Source organism: Bradyrhizobium sp. USDA 4449 (assembly GCF_054056275.1).
In genome coordinates, this window is the sequence record NZ_JBSRYD010000001.1 from 4,195,796 (window position 1) to 4,215,583 (window position 19,788).

The window sequence follows — 19,788 nt, forward strand, 5'->3', positions numbered from 1 at the left end:
AGTTTCCCCTCGTTGGCACATCGCGGTTTTGACGTGAATCAAGCCGAGACCCTCGGCTCTGGTTACCATTGAACCTCTGGTCGACCCCGATGGGAGCAGCAGGTGGAGCCCGATAACGTTTCGCGCAAGCAGGCCATAGCGATGGGCCTCATTTTCGTGGGTGGTATGCTGCTCGTGGTCCTGCAGTTTGTCTTGTCGACGTACAATTCAATCGAGGCCATTCCCTATAGTCAATTTGAGCAATTGCTCGCCCAGGAAAAGGTCGCCGAGGTTTCCGTCGGTCCAGATACCATCAATGGAAAATTGAAGGAGCCTCTCCCCAGCGGAAAATCTGCATTCGTTACAGCGCGGGTCGATATGGCCTTGGCTGACCGGATTGGAGCAAAGGGAGCAAGTGTTACTGGCGTTCCCGGAAACGGCCTTTTGCAAACATTGCTATCCTGGATCTTCCCGGTCATCGTCTTCTTCGTGATTTGGTTCTGGGTCGGTCGCGGCATGACCGGTCGGCAGGGCTTCGGAGGGCTCATGGCGATCGGTAAGTCCCGTGCTAAGGTCTACGTCGAGAATGACATCAAGGTCACCTTTGCGGATGTGGCCGGAGTGGAGGAGGCGAAGTTTGAACTCCAGGAGGTGGTCTCGTTCCTCAGGGACCCCGGGAGCTACGGCCGGTTGGGCGCGCATGTGCCGAAGGGAATCTTGCTGGTGGGACCGCCAGGGACCGGAAAGACCCTGCTTGCCCGCGCCGTGGCGGGAGAAGCCGGCGTCCCGTTCTTCTCGATCTCAGGCTCGGAATTCGTCGAGATGTTCGTTGGGGTTGGTGCTGCGCGCGTTCGGGACCTGTTTGAGCAGGCCCGCAAAGCGGCACCTTGCATCATTTTCGTCGACGAACTCGACGCGCTGGGACGAAGCCGCGGACCGATGTCGTTCGGGAGCCACGACGAGAAGGAGCAGACCCTTAATCAGCTGTTGTCCGAACTCGACGGCTTCGATCCGAGCGCCGGCGTCATTTTGCTGGCCGCGACCAACCGACCCGAGATCCTGGATCCCGCGCTGCTGCGGGCGGGGAGATTCGACCGACAGGTTCTCGTCGACCGTCCCGACAAGATCGGGCGCGTTGCCATTCTCAAGGTGCACGTCCGCAAGATCCGCATGGGCAAGGATGTCGACCTCGACAAGGTAGCAGGTCTTACGACGGGGTTCACGGGTGCTGACCTCGCAAATCTCGTCAACGAGGCCGCGATCGCAGCGACCAGGCGGAGCGGCACGGAGGTCGCGTTCACCGATTTTGTCACGGCGATCGAACGGATCGTGGCCGGGATTGAGAAGAAGAGCAGGGTGCTCAGCAAGGACGAGCGGCGGAGGGTTGCCTATCACGAGATGGGCCACGCCCTCGTGGCGGCCAGCCTGCCCGGCGTCGACCCTGTCCAGAAGGTATCGATCATTCCGCGGGGAATCGGTGCACTGGGGTACACCATCCAGCGCCCGACCGAGGACAGGTTCTTGCTTACGACCGCCGAGCTGAAGAACCGCATTGCTGTGCTGATGGGAGGACGCGCGTCGGAGCGCATGATCTTCGACGGAGCCATTTCGACCGGCGCGGCCGATGATCTTCAACGTGCGACCGAAGTCGCAATCGAGATGGTGACCAAGTACGGCATGGATGAGACCGTGGGGCAGCGCACCTACGCCCCAAAGCCGCAGGCCTTCCTCGCGGCGGCGCAGGATGCGGTCGTTGCGGCTGCGGAAGCGACCGGCCGCGAGATCGATCTCGCCGTGCGTAACCTGATCGAGGAGGGTGACCGTTGCGCCCGGGAGATCCTGCTACGACGACGCACCGAGCTCGAAGCCGGTGTTGAACTACTCATCGCAAATGAAACGATAACGTCGGACCAGTTCGCCCCCTTGCGCGGCACGCATAGCAAGGAAAGCGAGCCGGTCGCCGCATGATTGCTGCGGGGGATCGGGCGCGCGCGCGATTTGGGGTGCGTCAAACCCCAATCATTTCTTCTGAGCCTTGCCCATTGGTGCGAATATCTGATTGGCGGGCGGCAGCTGGCCGCTCGGCAGGCCTATCGCGATAAAGCTGCGTTCCAGCGAGGTGTGGCAGGCATTGCAGCCGTCGGTCAGTGCGCGCATGGAGGCGGTGAACCTGCGACCATCCCCAGCGTCGATCGCAGCTGCGATCGAGAGCAGCGGATCCTTCATCGTGGTTACGTTGGTTACCGGAATGCCGGGGTAGAATACGGCAGCTTGGGCTAGACTATCCGTCAACTGGCGCAATTCGTACGCGGCAAGTTCCCAGTTCTTTGACTTGCCCGCGAACCACAGTTTCAGGTGCTGAAGCTGCGCCGCGTTCATAACTTCGACCAGGCGGGGCGTGTATTGTCTGACAGTTGGAGAAGGTTCGAAGTCCGATTGGGCAGTCGCGGATGTGCCAGCGCCTGCCAAGATCGCAAGAGCCAAGCACGAGTTCCGTAGAGTCATCTAACCGGTCTCCAGAAATGTCGTTTCCTTGAGGCGGCTGGTGGGGTGCTCGCCGAAGTCCCTACCAAGTCGGGTCGGAGATGCCAGGCCAATTCCGATCAGGCCTGGCTCGAGCCGCACCACGAGCCCTCATTGCTCCAATGTCTTCAAAAACACCATGAAATCGCCGACCTGATCGGCATCGAAACGAAATTCCGGCATTGCCGGATGCCCCGTGACGATGCCCTCGGCCAGGGCCTCTTGCAGCATCTCGATCGGATATCGTTCGTGTAACGTCCTGAACGGGGGAGCGATTTTGAGAGGGCTGGGGCTGACCTTGTCGGTCGAGTGGCACTTCGCACAATACAGCAGCGCAAGACGCCGGCCTTGTTCGACGCTTGAAGCCGTAGCTGGGCTCGAGGGGAGAAGCAAGTCCGCGGCAAGTATGGCGCCTGCTATCGCACGCACAGTCCTCCTCACATCGTGCTCCATCAATGCGACATCATGACAGGAACAGTCATGCTGCGGAACGTCTCCTGCGTGACACCGCCGAACACCGTTTCCTGAAATCGAGAATGGCCGTAACCGCCCATGACCAGTAGATCGAGGCTTTCATCCGCAGCGATCGAAAGGATGCTCGCTTGCAGATTACTGCGGTCGCATTGAAGTGAAACGGTCTTTGCCGGCAAGCCCTTCCGCGCTAGGTGCGTCAGGAGGCGTTCGGGCGATGCGTCGGGCGGCGCCTCGGATGCATTGAGGGTGATGATGGTCAGAGCGTCTGCCAGGGTGATGAACGGCATCGCGTCCCGTAAGGCGCGGGCGGCAAGGCGACTACCGTCCCAGCAAATACCGACACGTGCCGCCTTAAACGTACCCCGGAAGGTATAAGGAATGAACAGCATGGGCCCGCCCGACTGCAGCAGGAGTTCCTTAGGAAGCTGATTGTCGAACGTCTCGCAATCAGGGTCGCCTTGTGACACGATCGTCAGATCATAGAGGCGAGCCGCTGCCCCAGCTTTCAAGACGATCTCGGCAGTTGTCTCGCTCAGTGCGTATTTCCCGTAGTTGATTCGGGCGTTCTTCGCCTCGATCTCGAAAATTCGCAGCGCAGCTTGGGCGCGTTCCAGCGCACGTTCATACTCGACTTGCAGAGATGCTGCGATGGCCGCGCCGCCTTCCGCCACAAACGGCACATTCGTCGAGGCATATCCTGTTGCAAGTGCATCCAGATGCGCGCCGGCACTGATCGCCAGGGAAACGGACGCATCGATGGCGGGGCGCGGCGAGCGCTCTGTTGGAATATGCACCAGTAGATCCTTGAACATGCGTGCCTCCCGTTTCGGTCTTGCCGTCACAGATCAGCACATGTCGCCGTTGGGAGACTTGACGCACGTCAAAGCGGCAGCAGGAACGCCGGATATCGTCCTAACCGCGCAGGCGGGAGTGCTAAACATGGCGCGGGTGGCATTGGTTACGGGCGGTACCAGAGGCATTGGTGCCGCCATATCGCAAGCGCTTCAGACGGCGGGCTACGGGGTAGCTGCCACCTACGCCGGAAACGCCGAGGCGGCCAAGGCCTTCATGAACCGAACGGGCATCTCGTCCTATCAATGGGACATTGGTGATTTCGATGCTTGCGCCATCGGAGTGAAGTCCGTTGAGACCTCGCTCGGGCCGATCGACGTTCTCGTCAACAATGCCGGGATCGTTCGTGACGCGACGCTTCACAAGATGAGCAGGACGCAATGGGATGCCGTGATCCGCACCAATCTCGACGGTGCGTTCAACATGTGCCGGCAGGTCATCGACGGCATGCGTGCGCGACGATATGGTCGAATCATCAATATCTCGTCGATCAACGGACAAAAAGGCCAGTTTGGTCAGACCAACTATTCTGCGGCGAAAGCCGGCGAGCTTGGGTTCGCCAAGGCGTTGGCGCTGGAAACGGCGCGCCTGGGAATCACGGTCAACGCCATCTGCCCGGGCTATATCCATACCGAGATGCTGGATGCTGTGCCGCGAGACGTTCTGGAGAAGAGCGTCCTGCCGGAAATTCCGGTCGGCCGTCTTGGACAGCCAGAAGAGATTGCGCGCGCCGTCGTGTTTTTGGCGGCAGAAGAGGCGGGTTTCATCACCGGATCGACGCTGTCGATCAATGGCGGTCAGTACATGATCTGAAGGTCGCCCGACCTACCGCTTTCAACTCGCCAAGACGCTCACTCCCGGGCCTTACAGAATCGAAACTGCGAGGCGCTTGGCAATCTCCGCGGAGACGAGATAAGCGGCCGCGATAGCGAATATCGTCGCCACGAGTGCGGCAGAAGGAGCGGTAAAGCCGAATAGGTGTGCCCATGGGCCGAGCGCAAGTCCCTCGCCCAAGATGAGGGCGCCGAAGGACGTTGCGATCAAGATGGCGTGGGGGCGGATTGCGCGCCACGGTCTCCGGCGAGACCTGATTACGAAAATCACCAGGATCTGCGTCGATATTGATTCCACGAACCATCCGGTCTGAAACAGTGCCGCGTCGGCTTCAAATAGCTTGAGAAGAACGGCAAAGGTGACCACGTCAAACACGGAAGAGACCATTCCCATCACGATCGTGAAGCGAAGGATATCTGCCATGTTCCAGGTTTCCGGTCGCGCGACGTCTTCATGGTCGACCTCATCGAAAGGAATGCCAACTTCGGAGAGGTCGTAGATCAGGTTGTTCAACAGAATCTGCAGGGGTAGCAGTGGCAGAAACGGAAGAACGATCGAGGCCAAGGCCATCGAAAGCATGTTGCCGAAGTTGGAACTTGTTCCCATTCGGACATACTTCAGGATGTTGGCAAACGTCCTGCGGCCTTCGCGCACGCCGGCCGCAAGGACTGAAAGGTCGGCAGCGAGCAGGATCATGTCGGCGGCTGCGCGGGCGACTTCGGTCGCGCCCGTGACGGATATGCCGACATGGGCTGCGTGGATCGCCGGGGCGTCGTTGACGCCGTCTCCCATGAAGCCGACCACATGGTTGCGATGGCGGAGTGCGGCAATGATCCGTCGCTTCTGATCGGGATCGATGCGGGCAAACAGATCGATATTATCGACCCGGGCCGCGAGCGCTGCATCGGTGAGCCCGGAGATCTCAACTCCGGTCATGACACGATCCGACTGAAGACCGACCGAACGAGCGACGTGAGAGACGACGGCGCCATGGTCACCCGAGAGTATCTTTACTGCTATGCCCAGCGAGGTAAGAGCTTCAATGGCTGAGGCTGCATCCTGCTTCGGTGGATCAGCGAAGACACAGAACCCAATCATTGTCAGATCCGCCTCGTCGCCAATGGCAATCGTCTGCTGTGCCGGAGAAATGGATCTGACGGCGACAGCTAGAAGCCGAAAGCCGTCCCGGGCATATCGGTCCTGAATATCGCCCATTCTTTTCTGCCAGGCGGAGTCGAGCGGATGGGCCAGACCATCGATGTCCACGGCGACGCAGCGGGCTAAAATGGCTTCCGGAGCCCCTTTTGCGATCAAAATGTGTTCGTCGCCCCGTGCCACCAGGACCGACAGGCACCTCCGCTCGAAGTCGAACGGTACTTCTGAGAGTCGAACCCAGCCATCTATGCCGCCGTCTTTCGCTGAGAGTATCGCCCGGTCGAGCGGACTTCTGACCCCGGCTTGGAAGGTGCTGTTGAGGTACGCGAGGCGCAGAATGCGATCACTAGGTCGCCCTCTCGGATCGACATGCGCGTCAAGCGTGATTGTGGCGTCCGTCAACGTTCCCGTCTTGTCCACACAAAGCGTGTCCATCGCGCCAAGATCGTGAATGGCCGACAGCCGCTTGACGATAACCTTTCGTTCCGCCATGCGCAGAGCGCCTCGGGCGAGCGTTACAGTCATCACCATGGGCAGCAGTTCGGGTGTCAGGCCGACGGCGAGTGCCACCGCAAACAAGAAGGACTCCATCGCAGGACGTTGCGCGACGAGATGCGCCATCAATACGAACAGGGTGAGAAACAGTGTAAGCCGAAGGATCAGCAGTCCAAGCTTTCGGACACCCTCCTCGAGCGATGTTGGCGGCACGTTGGCTGCCAGTGCTGCAGCGATCGCACCAAATCGCGTGCCGCTTCCGGTTTTCACCACCATCATCTCGCCGCTTCCGCCGACAGTGCTGGTTCCGGCGAACAGGGCATTCGTTGCTTCTGCTGGCATGGCCGCGGAGCAGGGGGCATTCGTCTTGAAGGCCGGAAACGGTTCGCCCGTCATCAAGGCCTCATTGACCTGCAATTCATGGGCGTCGAGGACGATGCCATCGGCAGGTATGAGGTCACCGATGCGGAGTTTCACGATGTCTCCGGGGACGAGCGACGTCACCGGTATCGTAACGTCTTTGCCATCCCGAACGACGTCGGCTTGAATGGCGACCGATTCCCGCAACGCGTCGGCCGTCAGTTCGGCGCGATGTTCCTGAACGATGTCCAACGTGAGGGACAGAGACAGCACGGTCGCGATGATTGCGAAACTGCCAATGTCGCCGCTTAGCCCAGATACGAGCGCAGCGGCCAGCAGCATCGCAACCAGGGGGTTCCAAAGGCGTTGGCCGAGTTTGTGCAGGACCGACCGGCGTTGAGAGGAGTCGGCACGGTTCGCGCCGAAGATCGCCAGGCGCCGGTCCGCTTCGACCTGCGATAGCCCGTTCGGACCGGACCCTAGCGCGCGGCAGAGGACGTCACTTGGTGCTTGCCAGAATTCGGCAGCGGCCAAAGCGTCGGCCGCGCTGGGCTGCTCGATCATCGAAGGCCTCGCCGAGCCGTTGGTCACTAGGCCAGGAAGGTAAGAGGCAGCTCAATCTCCGAGTTGATGCAGCTCAATTCGTTCCCGGACAACGTGGTTAGCTTGCGGGGGGCCAAAGGAGTTCACCATGTCGCCTCCAGCATCCGTCGGCCGTATTCCGATTGCTTCAAATTCTGACCGGATCCTCGTCGAGCCCATGGCTATCGAGGCACAGACAACAGCGCAGCCGTCCAGCTCCGATGCCGCGGTCGATGACATCGATCGATCCTTCCACGCGGCGCTGGCGCGGTTGACCGGCGGGGTCTCGCCGGCAGCGCTGGCCTTAGCTTTTGCCGATTGGCAGCTGCACCTTCTGGCCTCGCCGGGCAAGCAGGCCAGTCTTGCCGGCCGGGCGATCCAGAATGCGTTTGACCTCGTCGATGCCATGGTACCGAGGCATGCGGTATTCAAGCCTTGGTCCGTGATCCGGCCGCTGGAGAACGATCGCCGTTTCACAGGACCCGATTGGGAGCTGCCATCCTTCAATCTCCTGGCCCAGGCTTTCCTGCTGAACCAACAATGGTGGCATTCGACGACGACCGGTATTCACGGACTGGCCCATTCGAACGCGGCGATCGCCGACTTCGCGCTTCGCCAATGCCTGGATACGGTGGCGCCGACGAATTTTGCCGTCAGCAATCCTGAAGTCCTGCGCAAGATCATGGAGACTGGCGGCGGCAACTTCGTCTATGGCCTGCACAATTTTGTCGAGGATTGGCAGGCCCTGCTCGCTGGCGCAAGGCTCAGGAGCGATCAGACCTATGTGGTGGGTAAAGACGTTGCCATCACACCCGGCAAGGTCGTCTATCGCAACGAGCTGATCGAGCTCATCCAGTATTCCCCGACGACGCCGACCGTGCGGCCCGAACCCGTTCTGATCGTGCCTGCCTGGATCATGAAGTATTACATTCTCGATCTGACGCCGCGCAATTCTCTCGTCCGTTACCTGGTCGAAAGCGGCTTCACTGTCTTCATGATTTCGTGGAAGAACCCAACGCCACAGTATCGCAATTTCGGTCTCGAAGATTACCGCGAGCTCGGAGTGGATGCCGCGATCACGACCATCAACTCGCTTCGGCCTGGACAGGCTATTCACGCCGCCGGCTATTGCCTCGGCGGTACCCTGTTGTCGATCGCGGCGGCCCGGCTGGCCCGCGAGCGGCCCGACTGCCTGCGAACGGTGACGTTGCTCGCGGCGCAAACCGATTTCACGGAAGCCGGCGAGCTCACCTTGTTCATCAATGAAAGCCAGGTCGCGTTCCTGGAGGACATGATGTGGCGGCAGGGGCTGCTCGCAACGGCACAGATGGCAGGGGCCTTTCAGATGTTGCGGACAAATGACCTGCTTTGGTCGCGCGTCGTGCGGGACTATCTGATCGGAGAGCGGGCCGCGCCAAGCGAGCTGATGTCGTGGAACGCCGATGCCACGCGCATGCCCTACCAAATGCATTCAGACTATTTGCGGCGCCTGTTCCTCAACAATGATCTCGCCGAGGGACGCTATCAGGTCAATGGCAGGCCAGTCTCGCTCGCGGATCTGCACATACCGATGTTTGTCGTCGGCACGTTGCGCGACCATGTCGCGCCGTGGAAGTCGACGTACAAGATGAACTTCCTTGCCGATGCAGACGTCACCTACGTTCTGACGAGTGGCGGACACAACGCCGGCATTGTCGCGCCGCCAGGCGAAGAGGGGCGCAGCTACCAGGTGCGCACAAAGAAGGCTCATGATCCGTATCTCGGTCCGGACGAATGGATCAAGTGCGCGCCGTCTCACGAAGGATCGTGGTGGACGGAGTGGACGCGATTTCTCGCCGCGCATTCCGGTCAGTTTGTTCCGAGCTCCTTGGCGGCAGATTCGGGACAGAAGAGCGCGGCCTCGGATGACGCGCCGGGCTCTTACGTGCTCGAGCAGTAGACGCGGGGGTCACGGCTGCAAAACCGCCGCGCCAGTCAGCTTGCCCGCCCTCAGACGGGCAAGCGCTTCATTGGCCTCGACGAGCGGGAATACCGTCGTGTGCGTCTGGATATTGATCTTTGCGGCGGCGGCGAGAAAATCGATGCCGTCCCTTCGCGTGAGGTTCGCGACCGATACGATCTGCCGTTCGCCCCAAAGGATACGATAGGGGAACGTCGGAATGTCGGACATATGAATGCCGGCGCAAACAACGCGACCGCCCTTGCGCACCGCGCGCAGGGCAAGCGGCACCAACGCTCCGACCGGCGCGTAGATGATGGCGGCATCGAGTTCGGTCGGCGGAACGTCCTCTGAAGCGCCGGCCCAGTCGGCGCCGAGCGAAAAGGCAAGTTGCCGCGCTTCCTTGTCGTCGCCACGGGTGAAGGCGTAAACTTTCCGTCCCTGTGAGCGGGCCATCTGCGCGACGATATGGCCGGCCGCGCCAAAGCCATAAATGCCGAGCGTCTTGCCGTCGCCGGCCATCACAAGGGATCGCCAGCCGATCAGCCCGGCGCAGAGCAGGGGTGAAAGGGCGGCGTCCTCGCCGTGCTCGCCGAGTGGAAAGCAATATCGGGCATCGGCGACGAGGTGGCTGGCAAAGCCGCCATCGCGCGTGTAGCCGGTGAATTCAGGGCGATCGCACAGATTTTCCTTGTCGGTGCGGCAATAAATGCACTCACCGCAGGTGAAGCCGAGCCATGGAACACCTACGCGCATGCCCAGCTCCAGCTCGTTGACGCCCGCACCGAGTGCATCGATGCGGCCCACGACTTCATGCCCCGGGATAATCGGATAGGAAATGTCGGGCAACTCGCCATCCACCACGTGCAGGTCAGTCCGGCACACGCCGCACGCGCTGACCTTGACGCGGACCTCGCCGGGGCCGGGGACCGGGTCGGGTCTTTGCTGGAATGTCAACCGCTCGCCGCGCGCGGAGAGAACCATCGCGTACATGTCGCATTCCCCGCGGCTCGTCGTGCGTCGTCCGGGTCTTGTCTCGCCGGATCTGAAGTGAGTGTGCGCCGTTCGCTACGCCAGCGCAACATCCGACTTCCCACAGGTTCGCGGCGCACGAGGATGAATCAGGCGTCGAGATTGTGCAGGCGCTGGCGGTTGCGCAGCACAATCTGGCGGGCGCCAGAGAAACCGAGTATGCCCTGAGCGTGCAGCTGTGACAGCGCGCGGGACACGGTCTCGAGGGTGAGGCCGAGATAGTCGCCGATGTCGCGGCGGCACATCGGCAGTGCCATCATGCCCGCGACGGCGAGACGGCGGTCCATTTCGAGCAGAAAGGTCGCGACGCGCTCCATCGCGGTCTTGCGTCCGAGCAGCAGCATGTGGTTTTCGGCGTGGCGCAGCTCCGAGGCGGTCATTGTCCAGAGCTTGTGGGCGACCTGGGCGTCGGTGCCGGAGGCCTTCTCAAGGCTCGCGCGCTTCACCAGGCGCACCGTGGTGTCGATGATGGCCTCGGCGGCGAGCCTATGGCTGGCGCCGGATTCCAGACCGAACACGTCGCCGGGAAGGTGAAAGGCGCCGATCTGGCGGCGGCCGTCGGAAAGAAGCTTGTAGCTGCGCACCGCACCGGTGATGACCTGCTAGACATATTCGGCCGGCTCATCCTCGCCGTAAATCTCCTCGTCCTTGCGGTACGAGAATTCGGTGGCGACAAGGCCGACATGGCCGGTGATCGCGCCGAGCCGATCGGCGACGGGATGGAGGGTAACGGCAACCCTGCTGCCGCTGATCGGAGTGTTGATTGCCTTGGTGTCGAGTGACTGGGTCAGCATCTGAGCCATCTCCGTTGTGATGACCGATGCTTACGCCGGAACGAGGCGCGGGAAAATTTCGAACGATATCTTAAGGGGCTCTACTTACGTAGAATCCCGCAGGTCAGCCTAAAGGTGCTTCTGATGGGACCGCACGCATGATGCGGGGCGGTCCAACTGCCGATGTTGCCGATCTCCGCCATTTTGTCTTCCGCTGCGCGCCATCCGCTAGGGGGGTGCAACAGGCGGCTTCCGCAGGCTCTTGACTGCGATCGCAACTAGCGGCGTGAGAAGCGGGAGCAGGCCGCTCAGCGGGTGGTGGATCGTTCCCGTCACTTGAGCGTGGAGCGCGCGCGCCTCGAGCTGAATGGCTTCGATTGCTGCACCATGGATTTCATTGGCGAGCTCGATCTCGCGTCCTGACGGCGGCCGCCTCGCGACGAGGAACAGCATTGCCGCGATGCCGAAATTGATGGTGCCGAGAACGGCCGCCGCGACGATTGCGCTCCAGATCTGGACCAGGGCGAAATAGGCCGACAATTCCAGCATCAGCAGACCGAAGGTGGCGATCAGCGCTGCGAAAGTCCGCAGGCCGAGCCCGATCAGGAGGTGCCGCAGTCTGATGTCGGCGATGATCCTGTCGGTGCGCCAGAGCACGCGCAGGTGTTTGATGATATTTTCCGTAGCCACCTAGTGTCTCCTCAGCATGAATCCGACGACGACGCCAAGTGCGAACGCCGAAGCGAGCGACGCCGCCGGACGCTCTGCGAGGAGGCTATGGAGCTCCTCTTGCTCCTCGCTGACGGTCTCGCCGAGTTCGGTCAGCGCGGCCTTGATCTGGTCGGCCAAGGCCTCGACACGGTCTTCCGGCGCATTGAGCGTCTGCTCCCCGGCCTTGTTCAGCAGTTGCGTAACATCGATCTTCATCGCGTTCAGTTCGTCGGTCATGCTGCCGGTGTCGAACATTGGCGGCCTCCATTGAATGGAAGAAGCCTATGCGAGCCGGTTCGTGAGCGATTGATTTGCGTCAACGGCGTGTTCCCGGTTTGACGCAGGTCAATCCAGGTGCGTGGCGGCGACCTAGAAACCTAGACGGATCAGGAGCGATCCCGTGAGGATGCAAGCGTGAACTCGGAACCAATGCTGCTGACGACGCCGTCTGGCGACGGGCTCGAACTGCGGCCCGAGGGGTCATGGATCGCCGCCAACGTGTCGAGGCTCGAAGCGCTCTCTCTAGCGGCAAGAGCGGCAGTCGATCGATCGAAGGCAGTGACGCTTGATATGGCCGGTGTCAGCGAGCTCGACACGCTCGGCGCCTGGCTTCTGGAGAAACTGTCGCGTCGGGCAGAATCCTCCAGCCGATCGGTCGAGGTGGTCGGAATAGCCGACAATTTCGCCGGCCTGTTGGACGAAGTGCGTCAGGTCAACCGGCACAATCCACTGCCGACACCTATGCCCAACCCGGTTCTGCACGGGCTGCACGATCTCGGCAAGTCCACGGTCGATGCGCGGGAGGACATCAGGATCTTCCTTCAGATGCTCGGCGCACTGTTCATGTCTGTGGCGGGGGTCCTACGCCGCCCGCGGTCGTTGCGGCTGACGTCACTGGTCTACCAGCTCTACCGCATCGGCTGGCACGCGATCCCGATCGTCATGCTCATCACTTTCCTGATCGGCGCGATCATCGCGCAGCAGGGCTTTTTTCATTTCCGCCGGTTCGGCGCGGAGTCCTACACGGTCGACATGGTCGGCATCCTCGTGCTGCGCGAGTTGGGCGTGCTGATCGTTGCGATCATCGTCGCTGGCCGTTCGGGAAGCGCATACACCGCCGAGCTCGGTTCCATGAAGATGCGCGAGGAGATCGATGCGCTCTCGACCATGGGGCTCGATCCGGTCGACGTCCTGATCCTGCCGCGGATGGCCGCCCTCGTGATTTCATTGCCGATCCTCGCCTTCATGGGCTCGATCGCGGCGCTCTATGGCGGCGGGCTGGTCGCGCAGTTTTACGGCGACATGGGCCCGGCAATCTACATTGCGCGCCTGCATGAGGCCATTTCCGTCACCCATTTCGAGGTCGGCATCCTGAAAGCGCCGTTCATGGCGCTGGTGATCGGGATCGTCGCCTGCAGCGAGGGATTGCGCGTCAAAGGCAGCGCCGAATCGCTTGGCAGGCAGACGACGACCTCGGTGGTGAAGTCGATCTTTCTGGTGATCGTTCTCGACGGCCTGTTCGCGATCTTTTTTGCCTCGATCGGAATGTGACGATGTTGGATTCAGTGCAGGAGCCTGCGATCCGCGTCCGTGACCTCGTGGTCGGCTTCGGTCGGCAGACCGTGCTGGACAATCTGTCGCTTGACGTCCGCCGCGGGGAAATCCTGGGACTGGTCGGAGCGTCCGGCGGCGGCAAGTCGGTCCTGATGCGCACCATCATCGGGCTCGTCCCGCGGCGAGGGGGCACTATCGAAGTCATGGGACAGCCGATCGGCAGTGCGCATGACCGCAGCGCACATGGCGCGGCCGGCACATGGGGCATCTTGTTCCAGCAGGGCGCGCTGTTCTCCTCGCTGACGGTCCGGCAGAATGTCCAGTTCCCGCTACGCGAAAACCTCGTCCTGTCTCAGGATCTGATGGATGAAATCGCGATCGCTAAGCTTGAGATGGTTGGGCTGCGGGCGGAGGACGCCGACAAATATCCGTCCGAGCTGTCCGGCGGCATGACCAAACGCGTTGCGCTGGCACGCGCCCTGGCGCTCGATCCGCCGATCCTGTTCCTGGACGAGCCGACCTCCGGTCTCGATCCGATTGCGGCCGGTGACTTCGATGCCCTGATCCAGACCTTGCAGAAGACCCTGGGGCTCACTGTGCTCATGGTGACCCATGATCTCGCAAGCTTGACCACAGTCTGCGACCGCGTCGCGGCGCTGGCCGACGGCAAGATCGTGGCGATCGGTCCGATGCGCGAACTTCTTCAATCCGAGCATCCCTGGGTGCGAGCCTATTTCCACGGCAAGCGTTCCCAGATGCTGCAACCCCACATGAGATGAGACATGGAAACCCGCGCTCCCTATGTGTTGATCGGCGCCTTCGTGCTGGCTGCGATCCTTGCGGTCTTCGGCTTCGTCTATTGGCTGAACAATACGGGCGGCATTGGGCCTCGCACGACCTATCGGGTACAGTTTCAGGGGCCGGTGCCCGGCCTCCTGGTCGGCGCCGGCGTGTTGTTCAACGGCATCCGCGTCGGCGAGGTCACAGAACTGGGTCTCACCCAGGACAATCCGCGTTTCGTCAATGCGACGATTTCGGTCGCGTCTGCGACCCCCGTGCGGGCCGACACGAGGGTTGGCCTCGATTTCCAGGGGCTGACCGGCGTGCCGGTGGTGGCGCTGGAAGGCGGCACGAGCGTCGCCAAATCGGGCGAGGTAGTGACCTTGATCGCCGACGCCGGGGCGGGGCAGAGCGTGACCCAGGCCGCGCGCGATGCGCTGCGGCGGGTTGACACTGTACTAGCTGAGAACTCTGGTCCGCTGAAGGATACGATAGCCAATGTTAGGACCTTCTCGGACGGACTGGCGCGCAACACAGGCAAGCTCGACGGCATCGTCGCGGGGCTGGAAAGAATGACCGCGGGCGGAGCGCAAGGTCCGAAGGTCACTTATGATCTACATGCTCCAAGAGATCTCGGATTGGCAGGAAAGGCCCTGACCGCTTCATTGGCGGTTCCGGAGCCCACTGCCGTTGCAATGCTGCAGACGCAGCGCATGTTATTTGCCCCGGGCTACGACAATGCGGGCTTTGCCGATTTCCTGTGGGCCGATAGCGTTCCAAAGCTGCTACAGGCGCGGCTGATCGACAGCTTTGAGAATTTCGATATCGCACATGCTCCCTTGCGTACCGCCGATTTGAGCCAGGCTGACTACCAGCTCTTGATCGATATCAGGCGCTTTGGCATCTCCACGGACACCCCGCAGGTCGAGATCGAATTCTCCGCGAGGATCGTTGACAAGGAGGGCAAGGCAATAGCATCGCGGTTGATGGAAGCGAACGAGAAGCTCGAGAAGATCGAGCCAGCCGCCGCAGTCGCGGCATTCGATGTGGCATTCGCACGAATCGTGAAGAGCCTGATCAGTTGGACGGTATCATCAGTGGTGAAAACCTAGCTCGCTCTCCGCGGATAGGGCGAGCGAAGTCCACCACAATTCGTCGAGACAGACCAACCACGGAAGGATGCGAGCCACCACCCGGACACGTCCGTCAGCAGAACCATAATCGTAGAGCGTCCAGTGCACGACCTCCGATGACAGTCTCTGCCAGGGCTGGGAATGCGACGCTTGTCTTGATGAGGATCAATTGGTTGGGCTGGACGAGGCTTAGCTTGGCGGGCAAGGAGAACTCAGATGGCCATCAAGGACGTCTTTTTGCCGCTGGTCGATGAACCCACCGCCCCGGCGCTTGCTGCAATCGAGAAATGCGTGGCCGTCGCAGCCCATCTAGGCGCGAGGATCACAGCGGTTGCAGCTGAACAAGACATAGTGGCGCGACCGAAAGTGGTGATCTCCGCCGACCTGGACAATGCCGCAGAAACTGAAGCCTTTCGCAGTGTCACAGATGCGAGAAGTCTTCTGAAGGCGTTCGAGAGCGGCGCTTCGCGCGTCGGGGTCCGGGCCGAAAGCCGTTTGCGTAAAGTTGCGCCAGAAATGGTTGCGCCGGTCCTGGCAGAATGCGCAAGATTCAGTGATCTCACGTTGATACCCGTCAAATCACACGACAGCCGGACGGAAGCAATCGTCGAGGCGTTGCTGTTCGAATCCGGTCGTCCCCTTCTCCTCTGTCCGGAGGACCGCGCGGGCGAATTGCGGCCGACCTTCGACGATGTCATGATCGCCTGGGACAGTTCGGCGCGTGCGGCTAGGGCAGTCGGTGATGCATTGCCGATCCTTCAGGAGGCGAACTCGGTTCGGCTGGTCACTGTCACGGATGAGAAGAGCGATGCCATCATGCAGTCTGGAGCGCAGGTGCTCGATCACCTCAGGGAACATGACGTCTCTGCGGAATTTGAAACCGTGCCGATCGACGGTAGCTCGATCGGCAAGGTGCTCGCGAACTGGGCACACCTTAACGGGATCGACATTATCGTGATGGGGGCCTACCGCCATTCTCGGCTCAACGAGAACATCTGGGGCGGCGTCACCAAGACCATCCTCGGCAAGCCGCCGTGCTGGGTTATGATGTCGCATTAGGGGCGCCAAGCCTCGTCGCGAAGCAGGATCCAGCCCGCGGCCCTCGCCCACACGAGGATCGACGTTGACGTCGACTTACCGTCTGGACAATTTTGCTGTCGCCTCGTTCGGCGGCGCTCGTCGGGTCCAGCCCTCGCCAGGTTTCTGTTGGCCGCGGCGATGAAAGGCTTGGCGGACCGGCCGCCAGCGCCTCGAGGCGCCTTTCTGCAAGGATTTCGGCGCCGGGTCAGGGCCGATTTGGCCCTCGCAGGGCGACCTGTTCGGCGGGCATGGCGCCAAAGCCTGACAACTCCACGGCCAATGACCGACCGCCCGGGCGTTCCACCAGAGAGCCCCGGCAATCGGCGCCGGTCTCGCGATGTGCTACCTAGCGATATCGCCTCGGTCCGGAGCCTCGATGCAACCTCCTCGTCCAGCCCTGCTTCGACACACGCTGATCGCAATATTCGCACTCGCGGCGATCGGGGCGGCGGGTTGGCTGGCTTACGTTCTGGCGCTCGATGCCGGCTTTGCGCGCATGCAGCGCGAGGCCAATGACCGGCTTGCGCTGATCGCCAGCACCTTCGATGCGACGGTCGCGCGCTATCGCTATCTGCCGGCGGTGCTGTCGCTCGCCGATCCCATCCGTGAGCTTTATCGCAGTCCAAGGGACGCCGCGGCGATCGCCGCCGCCAATCGCTACCTTCAATCCCTCAACCAGAGTGCGCGATCCGCGGAGCTATATGTGCTCGACAGTACCGGCCTCGCGCTGGCAGCGAGCAATTTCGACCAGGAGTCGAGTTTCGTCGGGCACGGCTACGCGTTCCGCGGCTACTTCGTCGATGCCATGCGCTTCGGCGAGGGCCATTATTACGCCGTCGGTGCAACGACCGGACAGCCCGGCTATTTCCTGTCGCATCGGATCACCGAGGGCGGCAAGACCCTCGGCGTCGCCGTGGTCAAGATCGATCTCTCCGCGCTCGAGGCCGAGTGGGCGCGTGCGGGCGACCTCGTGGCGATGGAGGATGAGAACGGCGTGATCTTTCTCGCCAGCCGCGAGGACTGGAAATATCGCCCGCTGGTGCCGGTCCCCGCCGCGCGCCTCGCAGAGCTGAACGCCGTGCAGCAATTCGGTCAGGCCATCGACCCGGCGCCGGTCTTCGTGCCCAAGGGCAATCGTCAGCGCATCCAGATCGGTCACGCGCGCGGCCGCGGCGATATCGAGCTCGGTGAGTACGCGCTTCAGATCCGTCCCGGCGACCAGGGCTGGAAGCTGCTGCTGTTCTCTGACGTGGTGGACGCCAGGCGCAACGCGGCGACGGTCGCGATCGCCGGCATGTTCGCCCTCATCGCGTCGCTGCTGGTGGTGCTGGTTGCCTATCAGCGGCGTCAGGTCGTCAGGGCCAAGCTCGACGCGCATGACGTTCTCGAGCGACGGGTAGCCGAGCGCACGGAGGAGCTGCGCCGCACCCTCGAAAGCCTCGTGCAGAGCGCCAAGCTCGCCAGCCTCGGTCAGGCGCTTGCCGGTGTCGCGCACGAGATCAACCAGCCGCTGGCGGCGCTGATCACGTACCTCGCGAGCAGCCGCGTCCTGCTCCGCCGCAACGAGGTCGATCGGGCGGCCGCAAACCTCGATCTGATGTCGTCGATCGCCGAGCGCATGAAAGCGCTGATCGATCATTTGCGGACGTTCGCGCGCAAGGAGACCGGCACGCGCAGCGCCGTCGCGCTCGCGCCCGTCATCGACAATGCGGTCCGCCTGCTGCACTACCGCATCGACCACGAGCAGATCGAGGTGGAGCGCCTCGCGCCTGCCGAGCCGCTCCATAGCCTCGCCAACCCGATCCGGCTCGAGCAGGTCGTGGTCAATCTGCTGTCGAATGCGATCGATGCCATGCGCGGGTCCGACCGGCGGGTGCTCCGGGTCGCGCTCTGCAAGGAAGGCACCAGTGCCATGATCGAGGTCGGCGACACCGGCGCCGGCATCCCACCCGAGCACCTCAAAGCGCTGTTCGACCCGTTCTTCACCACCAAGGAGACCGGCGAGGGGCTTGGCCTCGGGCTCTCGATCTCGTACGGGATCGTCAGGGAATTCGGAGGAGATATCTTGGTGGACAGCGCGCCGGGCAAGGGCTCGACTTTCAAGGTCGTCATCCCGCTCATGGATATCGCGCCGGGTGCGCAGCGGCAGGAATTGCAGGCATGAGCGGCTCCGTGCTCGTCGTCGACGACGAGGAGATCGTCCGCAATTCGGTGCGGCAATGGCTGGAACTCGGCGGCTTCACGGTCCGCGCCGCGGCCGGCGCCGACGAGGCCATGCGCCTGGTGCAAGACCTCCCGCCCGACGCCGTCCTGACCGATTTTCGCATGCCGCAGCGATCCGGCCTTGAATTGATGCGCGACATTCACCGCGCCGACCCGGACATTCCCGTGGTGCTCCTGACCGCGCATGGCGACGTGCCGCTGGCGGTGGCCGCGATGCGCGACGGCGCCTACGATCTGTTGCAGAAGCCTCACGATCCCGAGCTGCTCTCGGCGGTCATGACGCGCGCGGTCGAGCGGCGGCAGCTGAAATTGCAGCTTCGCCAGCTCGCAGATCGTCTCGCCGCGCCCGGCGCGATCGATGCGCGACTGATCGGCCTGTCCAGGCCGACGCAAGCGGTGCGGGCCAGCGTGCTCGAACTCGCCGGCCATGATCGCGACGTGATCATCACCGGCGAGACCGGGACCGGCAAGGAGGTGGTGGCGCGGGCTCTGCACGATTTCGGGCCGCGCGCGAACGCCCCCTTTGTCGCCGTGAACTGCGCTGCGATTCCGGCCGAGCTGTTCGAGAGCGAATTGTTCGGCCATGAGGCCGGCGCCTTCACCGGCGCACGTGGCCCGCGCATCGGGAAATTCGAGCACGCCCATGGCGGCACGCTGCTGCTGGACGAGATCGAGAGCATGCCGCTTCCGTTCCAGGCCAAGATCCTGCGCGCCCTCCAGGAGCGCACGATCGAGCGGGTCGGCTCCAACAAGCTCCTGCCCGTCGATGTTCGCGTGGTCGCCGCCGCCAAGGGCGATCTCGCGGCCGCGAGCCGCCAGGGACGCTTTCGCTCCGACCTCTATTTCCGGCTTGCGGCGGCGGAGATCCACCTGCCGGCGCTGCGCGAGCGCGGCAACGACGTCCTGCTGCTGTTCGAGCATTTTGCCGCCGCTGCTGCCAGGGGCGCTGGTCGCGCGCTGTCGCCGCTGCGGGCGGACGATCTCGATGCGCTGCTCGCCCATGACTGGCCGGGCAATGTGCGCGAGTTGAAGAACGTTGCCGAGCGCTACGCGCTGGGGCTCGCGGCGACCGGCCGCAGCGTTGCCGAGATCCTTCGGCGCGGCGAGCCGGGAGCGCCGCAGCGGACGCTCGCCGATCGTGTCGCGGCCTATGAACGCGCGCTGATCGAGGCCGCCTTGCGCGAGCACGACTGGTCGATTGCCGCCGTCACCGAGGAGCTCGGCGTGCCGCGCCGGACGCTGAACGAGAAGATGGCGAAATACGCGTTGGCGCGGCCCGGCCGCAAGGAGCCCTGAGCCGGGAAGCCGT

Annotated in this window: 16 protein-coding genes and 1 pseudogene; 9 read left to right on the forward strand and 8 right to left on the reverse strand. The window is 62.4% G+C overall.

All coding sequences use genetic code 11. The features are described 5' to 3' along the window. Positions 1 to 141 precede the first annotated feature (141 nt). Positions 142 to 1,947: an ATP-dependent zinc metalloprotease FtsH gene (ftsH, locus tag ACVIIW_RS19535; protein ID WP_456705198.1), complete on the forward strand. Its 1,806-nt coding sequence runs from the start codon at positions 142 to 144 to the stop codon at positions 1,945 to 1,947. Positions 1,948 to 1,998: 51 nt separating this feature from the next. Here the strand turns inward: ftsH and ACVIIW_RS19540 are convergent, their stop codons facing one another. From ACVIIW_RS19540 to ACVIIW_RS19550, 3 genes are all read right to left on the reverse strand, one after another. Then, positions 1,999 to 2,358, reverse strand: coding sequence for a hypothetical protein (locus ACVIIW_RS19540; protein ID WP_456702215.1), 360 nt, complete (start codon positions 2,356 to 2,358; stop codon positions 1,999 to 2,001). 255 nt (positions 2,359 to 2,613) lie between these two features. After that, complete coding sequence (locus tag ACVIIW_RS19545; protein ID WP_456702216.1) at positions 2,614 to 2,955, reverse strand: c-type cytochrome; 342 nt, start codon at positions 2,953 to 2,955, stop codon at positions 2,614 to 2,616. After that, the gene (locus ACVIIW_RS19550) at positions 2,955 to 3,788 is read right to left on the reverse strand and encodes a universal stress protein (protein ID WP_456702217.1); all 834 of its coding nucleotides are present in this window, start codon (positions 3,786 to 3,788) and stop codon (positions 2,955 to 2,957) included. The genes ACVIIW_RS19545 and ACVIIW_RS19550 overlap by 1 nt, the downstream gene beginning before the upstream one ends. 127 nt (positions 3,789 to 3,915) lie before the next feature. On the opposite strand from ACVIIW_RS19550, the gene phbB reads away from it, so the two are divergent. Then, positions 3,916 to 4,641 carry an acetoacetyl-CoA reductase gene (phbB, locus tag ACVIIW_RS19555; RefSeq protein WP_456705199.1) on the forward strand — a complete coding sequence of 242 codons (726 nt, stop codon included), beginning with the start codon at positions 3,916 to 3,918 and terminating at the stop codon, positions 4,639 to 4,641. Positions 4,642 to 4,692: 51 nt separating this feature from the next. Here phbB and mgtA read toward each other — a convergent pair whose 3' ends face one another. Continuing rightward, entirely contained in the window at positions 4,693 to 7,236 is a 2,544-nt protein-coding gene (mgtA, locus tag ACVIIW_RS19560) for a magnesium-translocating P-type ATPase (protein ID WP_456702218.1), read from the reverse strand. A 127-nt stretch (positions 7,237 to 7,363) separates the two neighbouring features. On the opposite strand from mgtA, the gene ACVIIW_RS19565 reads away from it, so the two are divergent. Then, positions 7,364 to 9,193, forward strand: coding sequence for a PHA/PHB synthase family protein (locus tag ACVIIW_RS19565; RefSeq protein ID WP_456702219.1), 1,830 nt, complete (start codon positions 7,364 to 7,366; stop codon positions 9,191 to 9,193). 9 nt (positions 9,194 to 9,202) lie between these two features. Here the strand turns inward: ACVIIW_RS19565 and ACVIIW_RS19570 are convergent, their stop codons facing one another. The 4 genes and pseudogenes from ACVIIW_RS19570 to ACVIIW_RS19585 all read right to left on the reverse strand — a co-directional run bounded on the left by ACVIIW_RS19570 (position 9,203) and on the right by ACVIIW_RS19585 (position 11,964). Then, entirely contained in the window at positions 9,203 to 10,186 is a 984-nt protein-coding gene (locus ACVIIW_RS19570; RefSeq protein WP_456702220.1) for a zinc-dependent alcohol dehydrogenase family protein, read from the reverse strand. A 128-nt stretch (positions 10,187 to 10,314) separates the two neighbouring features. Next, positions 10,315 to 11,019, reverse strand: a pseudogene (locus ACVIIW_RS19575) (helix-turn-helix domain-containing protein). 207 nt (positions 11,020 to 11,226) lie between these two features. After that, entirely contained in the window at positions 11,227 to 11,688 is a 462-nt protein-coding gene (locus ACVIIW_RS19580) for a phage holin family protein (protein ID WP_456702221.1), read from the reverse strand. After that, entirely contained in the window at positions 11,689 to 11,964 is a 276-nt protein-coding gene (locus ACVIIW_RS19585; protein WP_456702222.1) for a hypothetical protein, read from the reverse strand. Positions 11,965 to 12,123: 159 nt separating this feature from the next. Between ACVIIW_RS19585 and ACVIIW_RS19590 the strand changes: the two genes are divergently transcribed. From ACVIIW_RS19590 to ACVIIW_RS19615, 6 genes are all read left to right on the forward strand, one after another. Next, entirely contained in the window at positions 12,124 to 13,260 is a 1,137-nt protein-coding gene (locus ACVIIW_RS19590) for an MlaE family ABC transporter permease (protein WP_456702223.1), read from the forward strand. Positions 13,261 to 13,262: 2 nt separating this feature from the next. Then, on the forward strand, positions 13,263 to 14,042 hold the full coding sequence (locus ACVIIW_RS19595) for an ABC transporter ATP-binding protein (protein WP_456702224.1): 780 nt from the start codon (positions 13,263 to 13,265) through the stop codon (positions 14,040 to 14,042). Positions 14,043 to 14,045: 3 nt separating this feature from the next. Beyond that, on the forward strand, positions 14,046 to 15,155 hold the full coding sequence (locus tag ACVIIW_RS19600; RefSeq protein ID WP_456702225.1) for an ABC-type transport auxiliary lipoprotein family protein: 1,110 nt from the start codon (positions 14,046 to 14,048) through the stop codon (positions 15,153 to 15,155). A gap of 237 nt (positions 15,156 to 15,392) precedes the next feature. Beyond that, complete coding sequence (locus ACVIIW_RS19605; protein WP_456702226.1) at positions 15,393 to 16,235, forward strand: universal stress protein; 843 nt, start codon at positions 15,393 to 15,395, stop codon at positions 16,233 to 16,235. Positions 16,236 to 16,632: 397 nt separating this feature from the next. Continuing rightward, on the forward strand, positions 16,633 to 18,420 hold the full coding sequence (locus ACVIIW_RS19610; RefSeq protein WP_456702227.1) for a sensor histidine kinase: 1,788 nt from the start codon (positions 16,633 to 16,635) through the stop codon (positions 18,418 to 18,420). Continuing rightward, on the forward strand, positions 18,417 to 19,775 hold the full coding sequence (locus ACVIIW_RS19615) for a sigma-54-dependent transcriptional regulator (protein ID WP_456702228.1): 1,359 nt from the start codon (positions 18,417 to 18,419) through the stop codon (positions 19,773 to 19,775). The genes ACVIIW_RS19610 and ACVIIW_RS19615 overlap by 4 nt, the downstream gene beginning before the upstream one ends. The last annotated feature ends 13 nt before the right edge of the window (positions 19,776 to 19,788 follow it).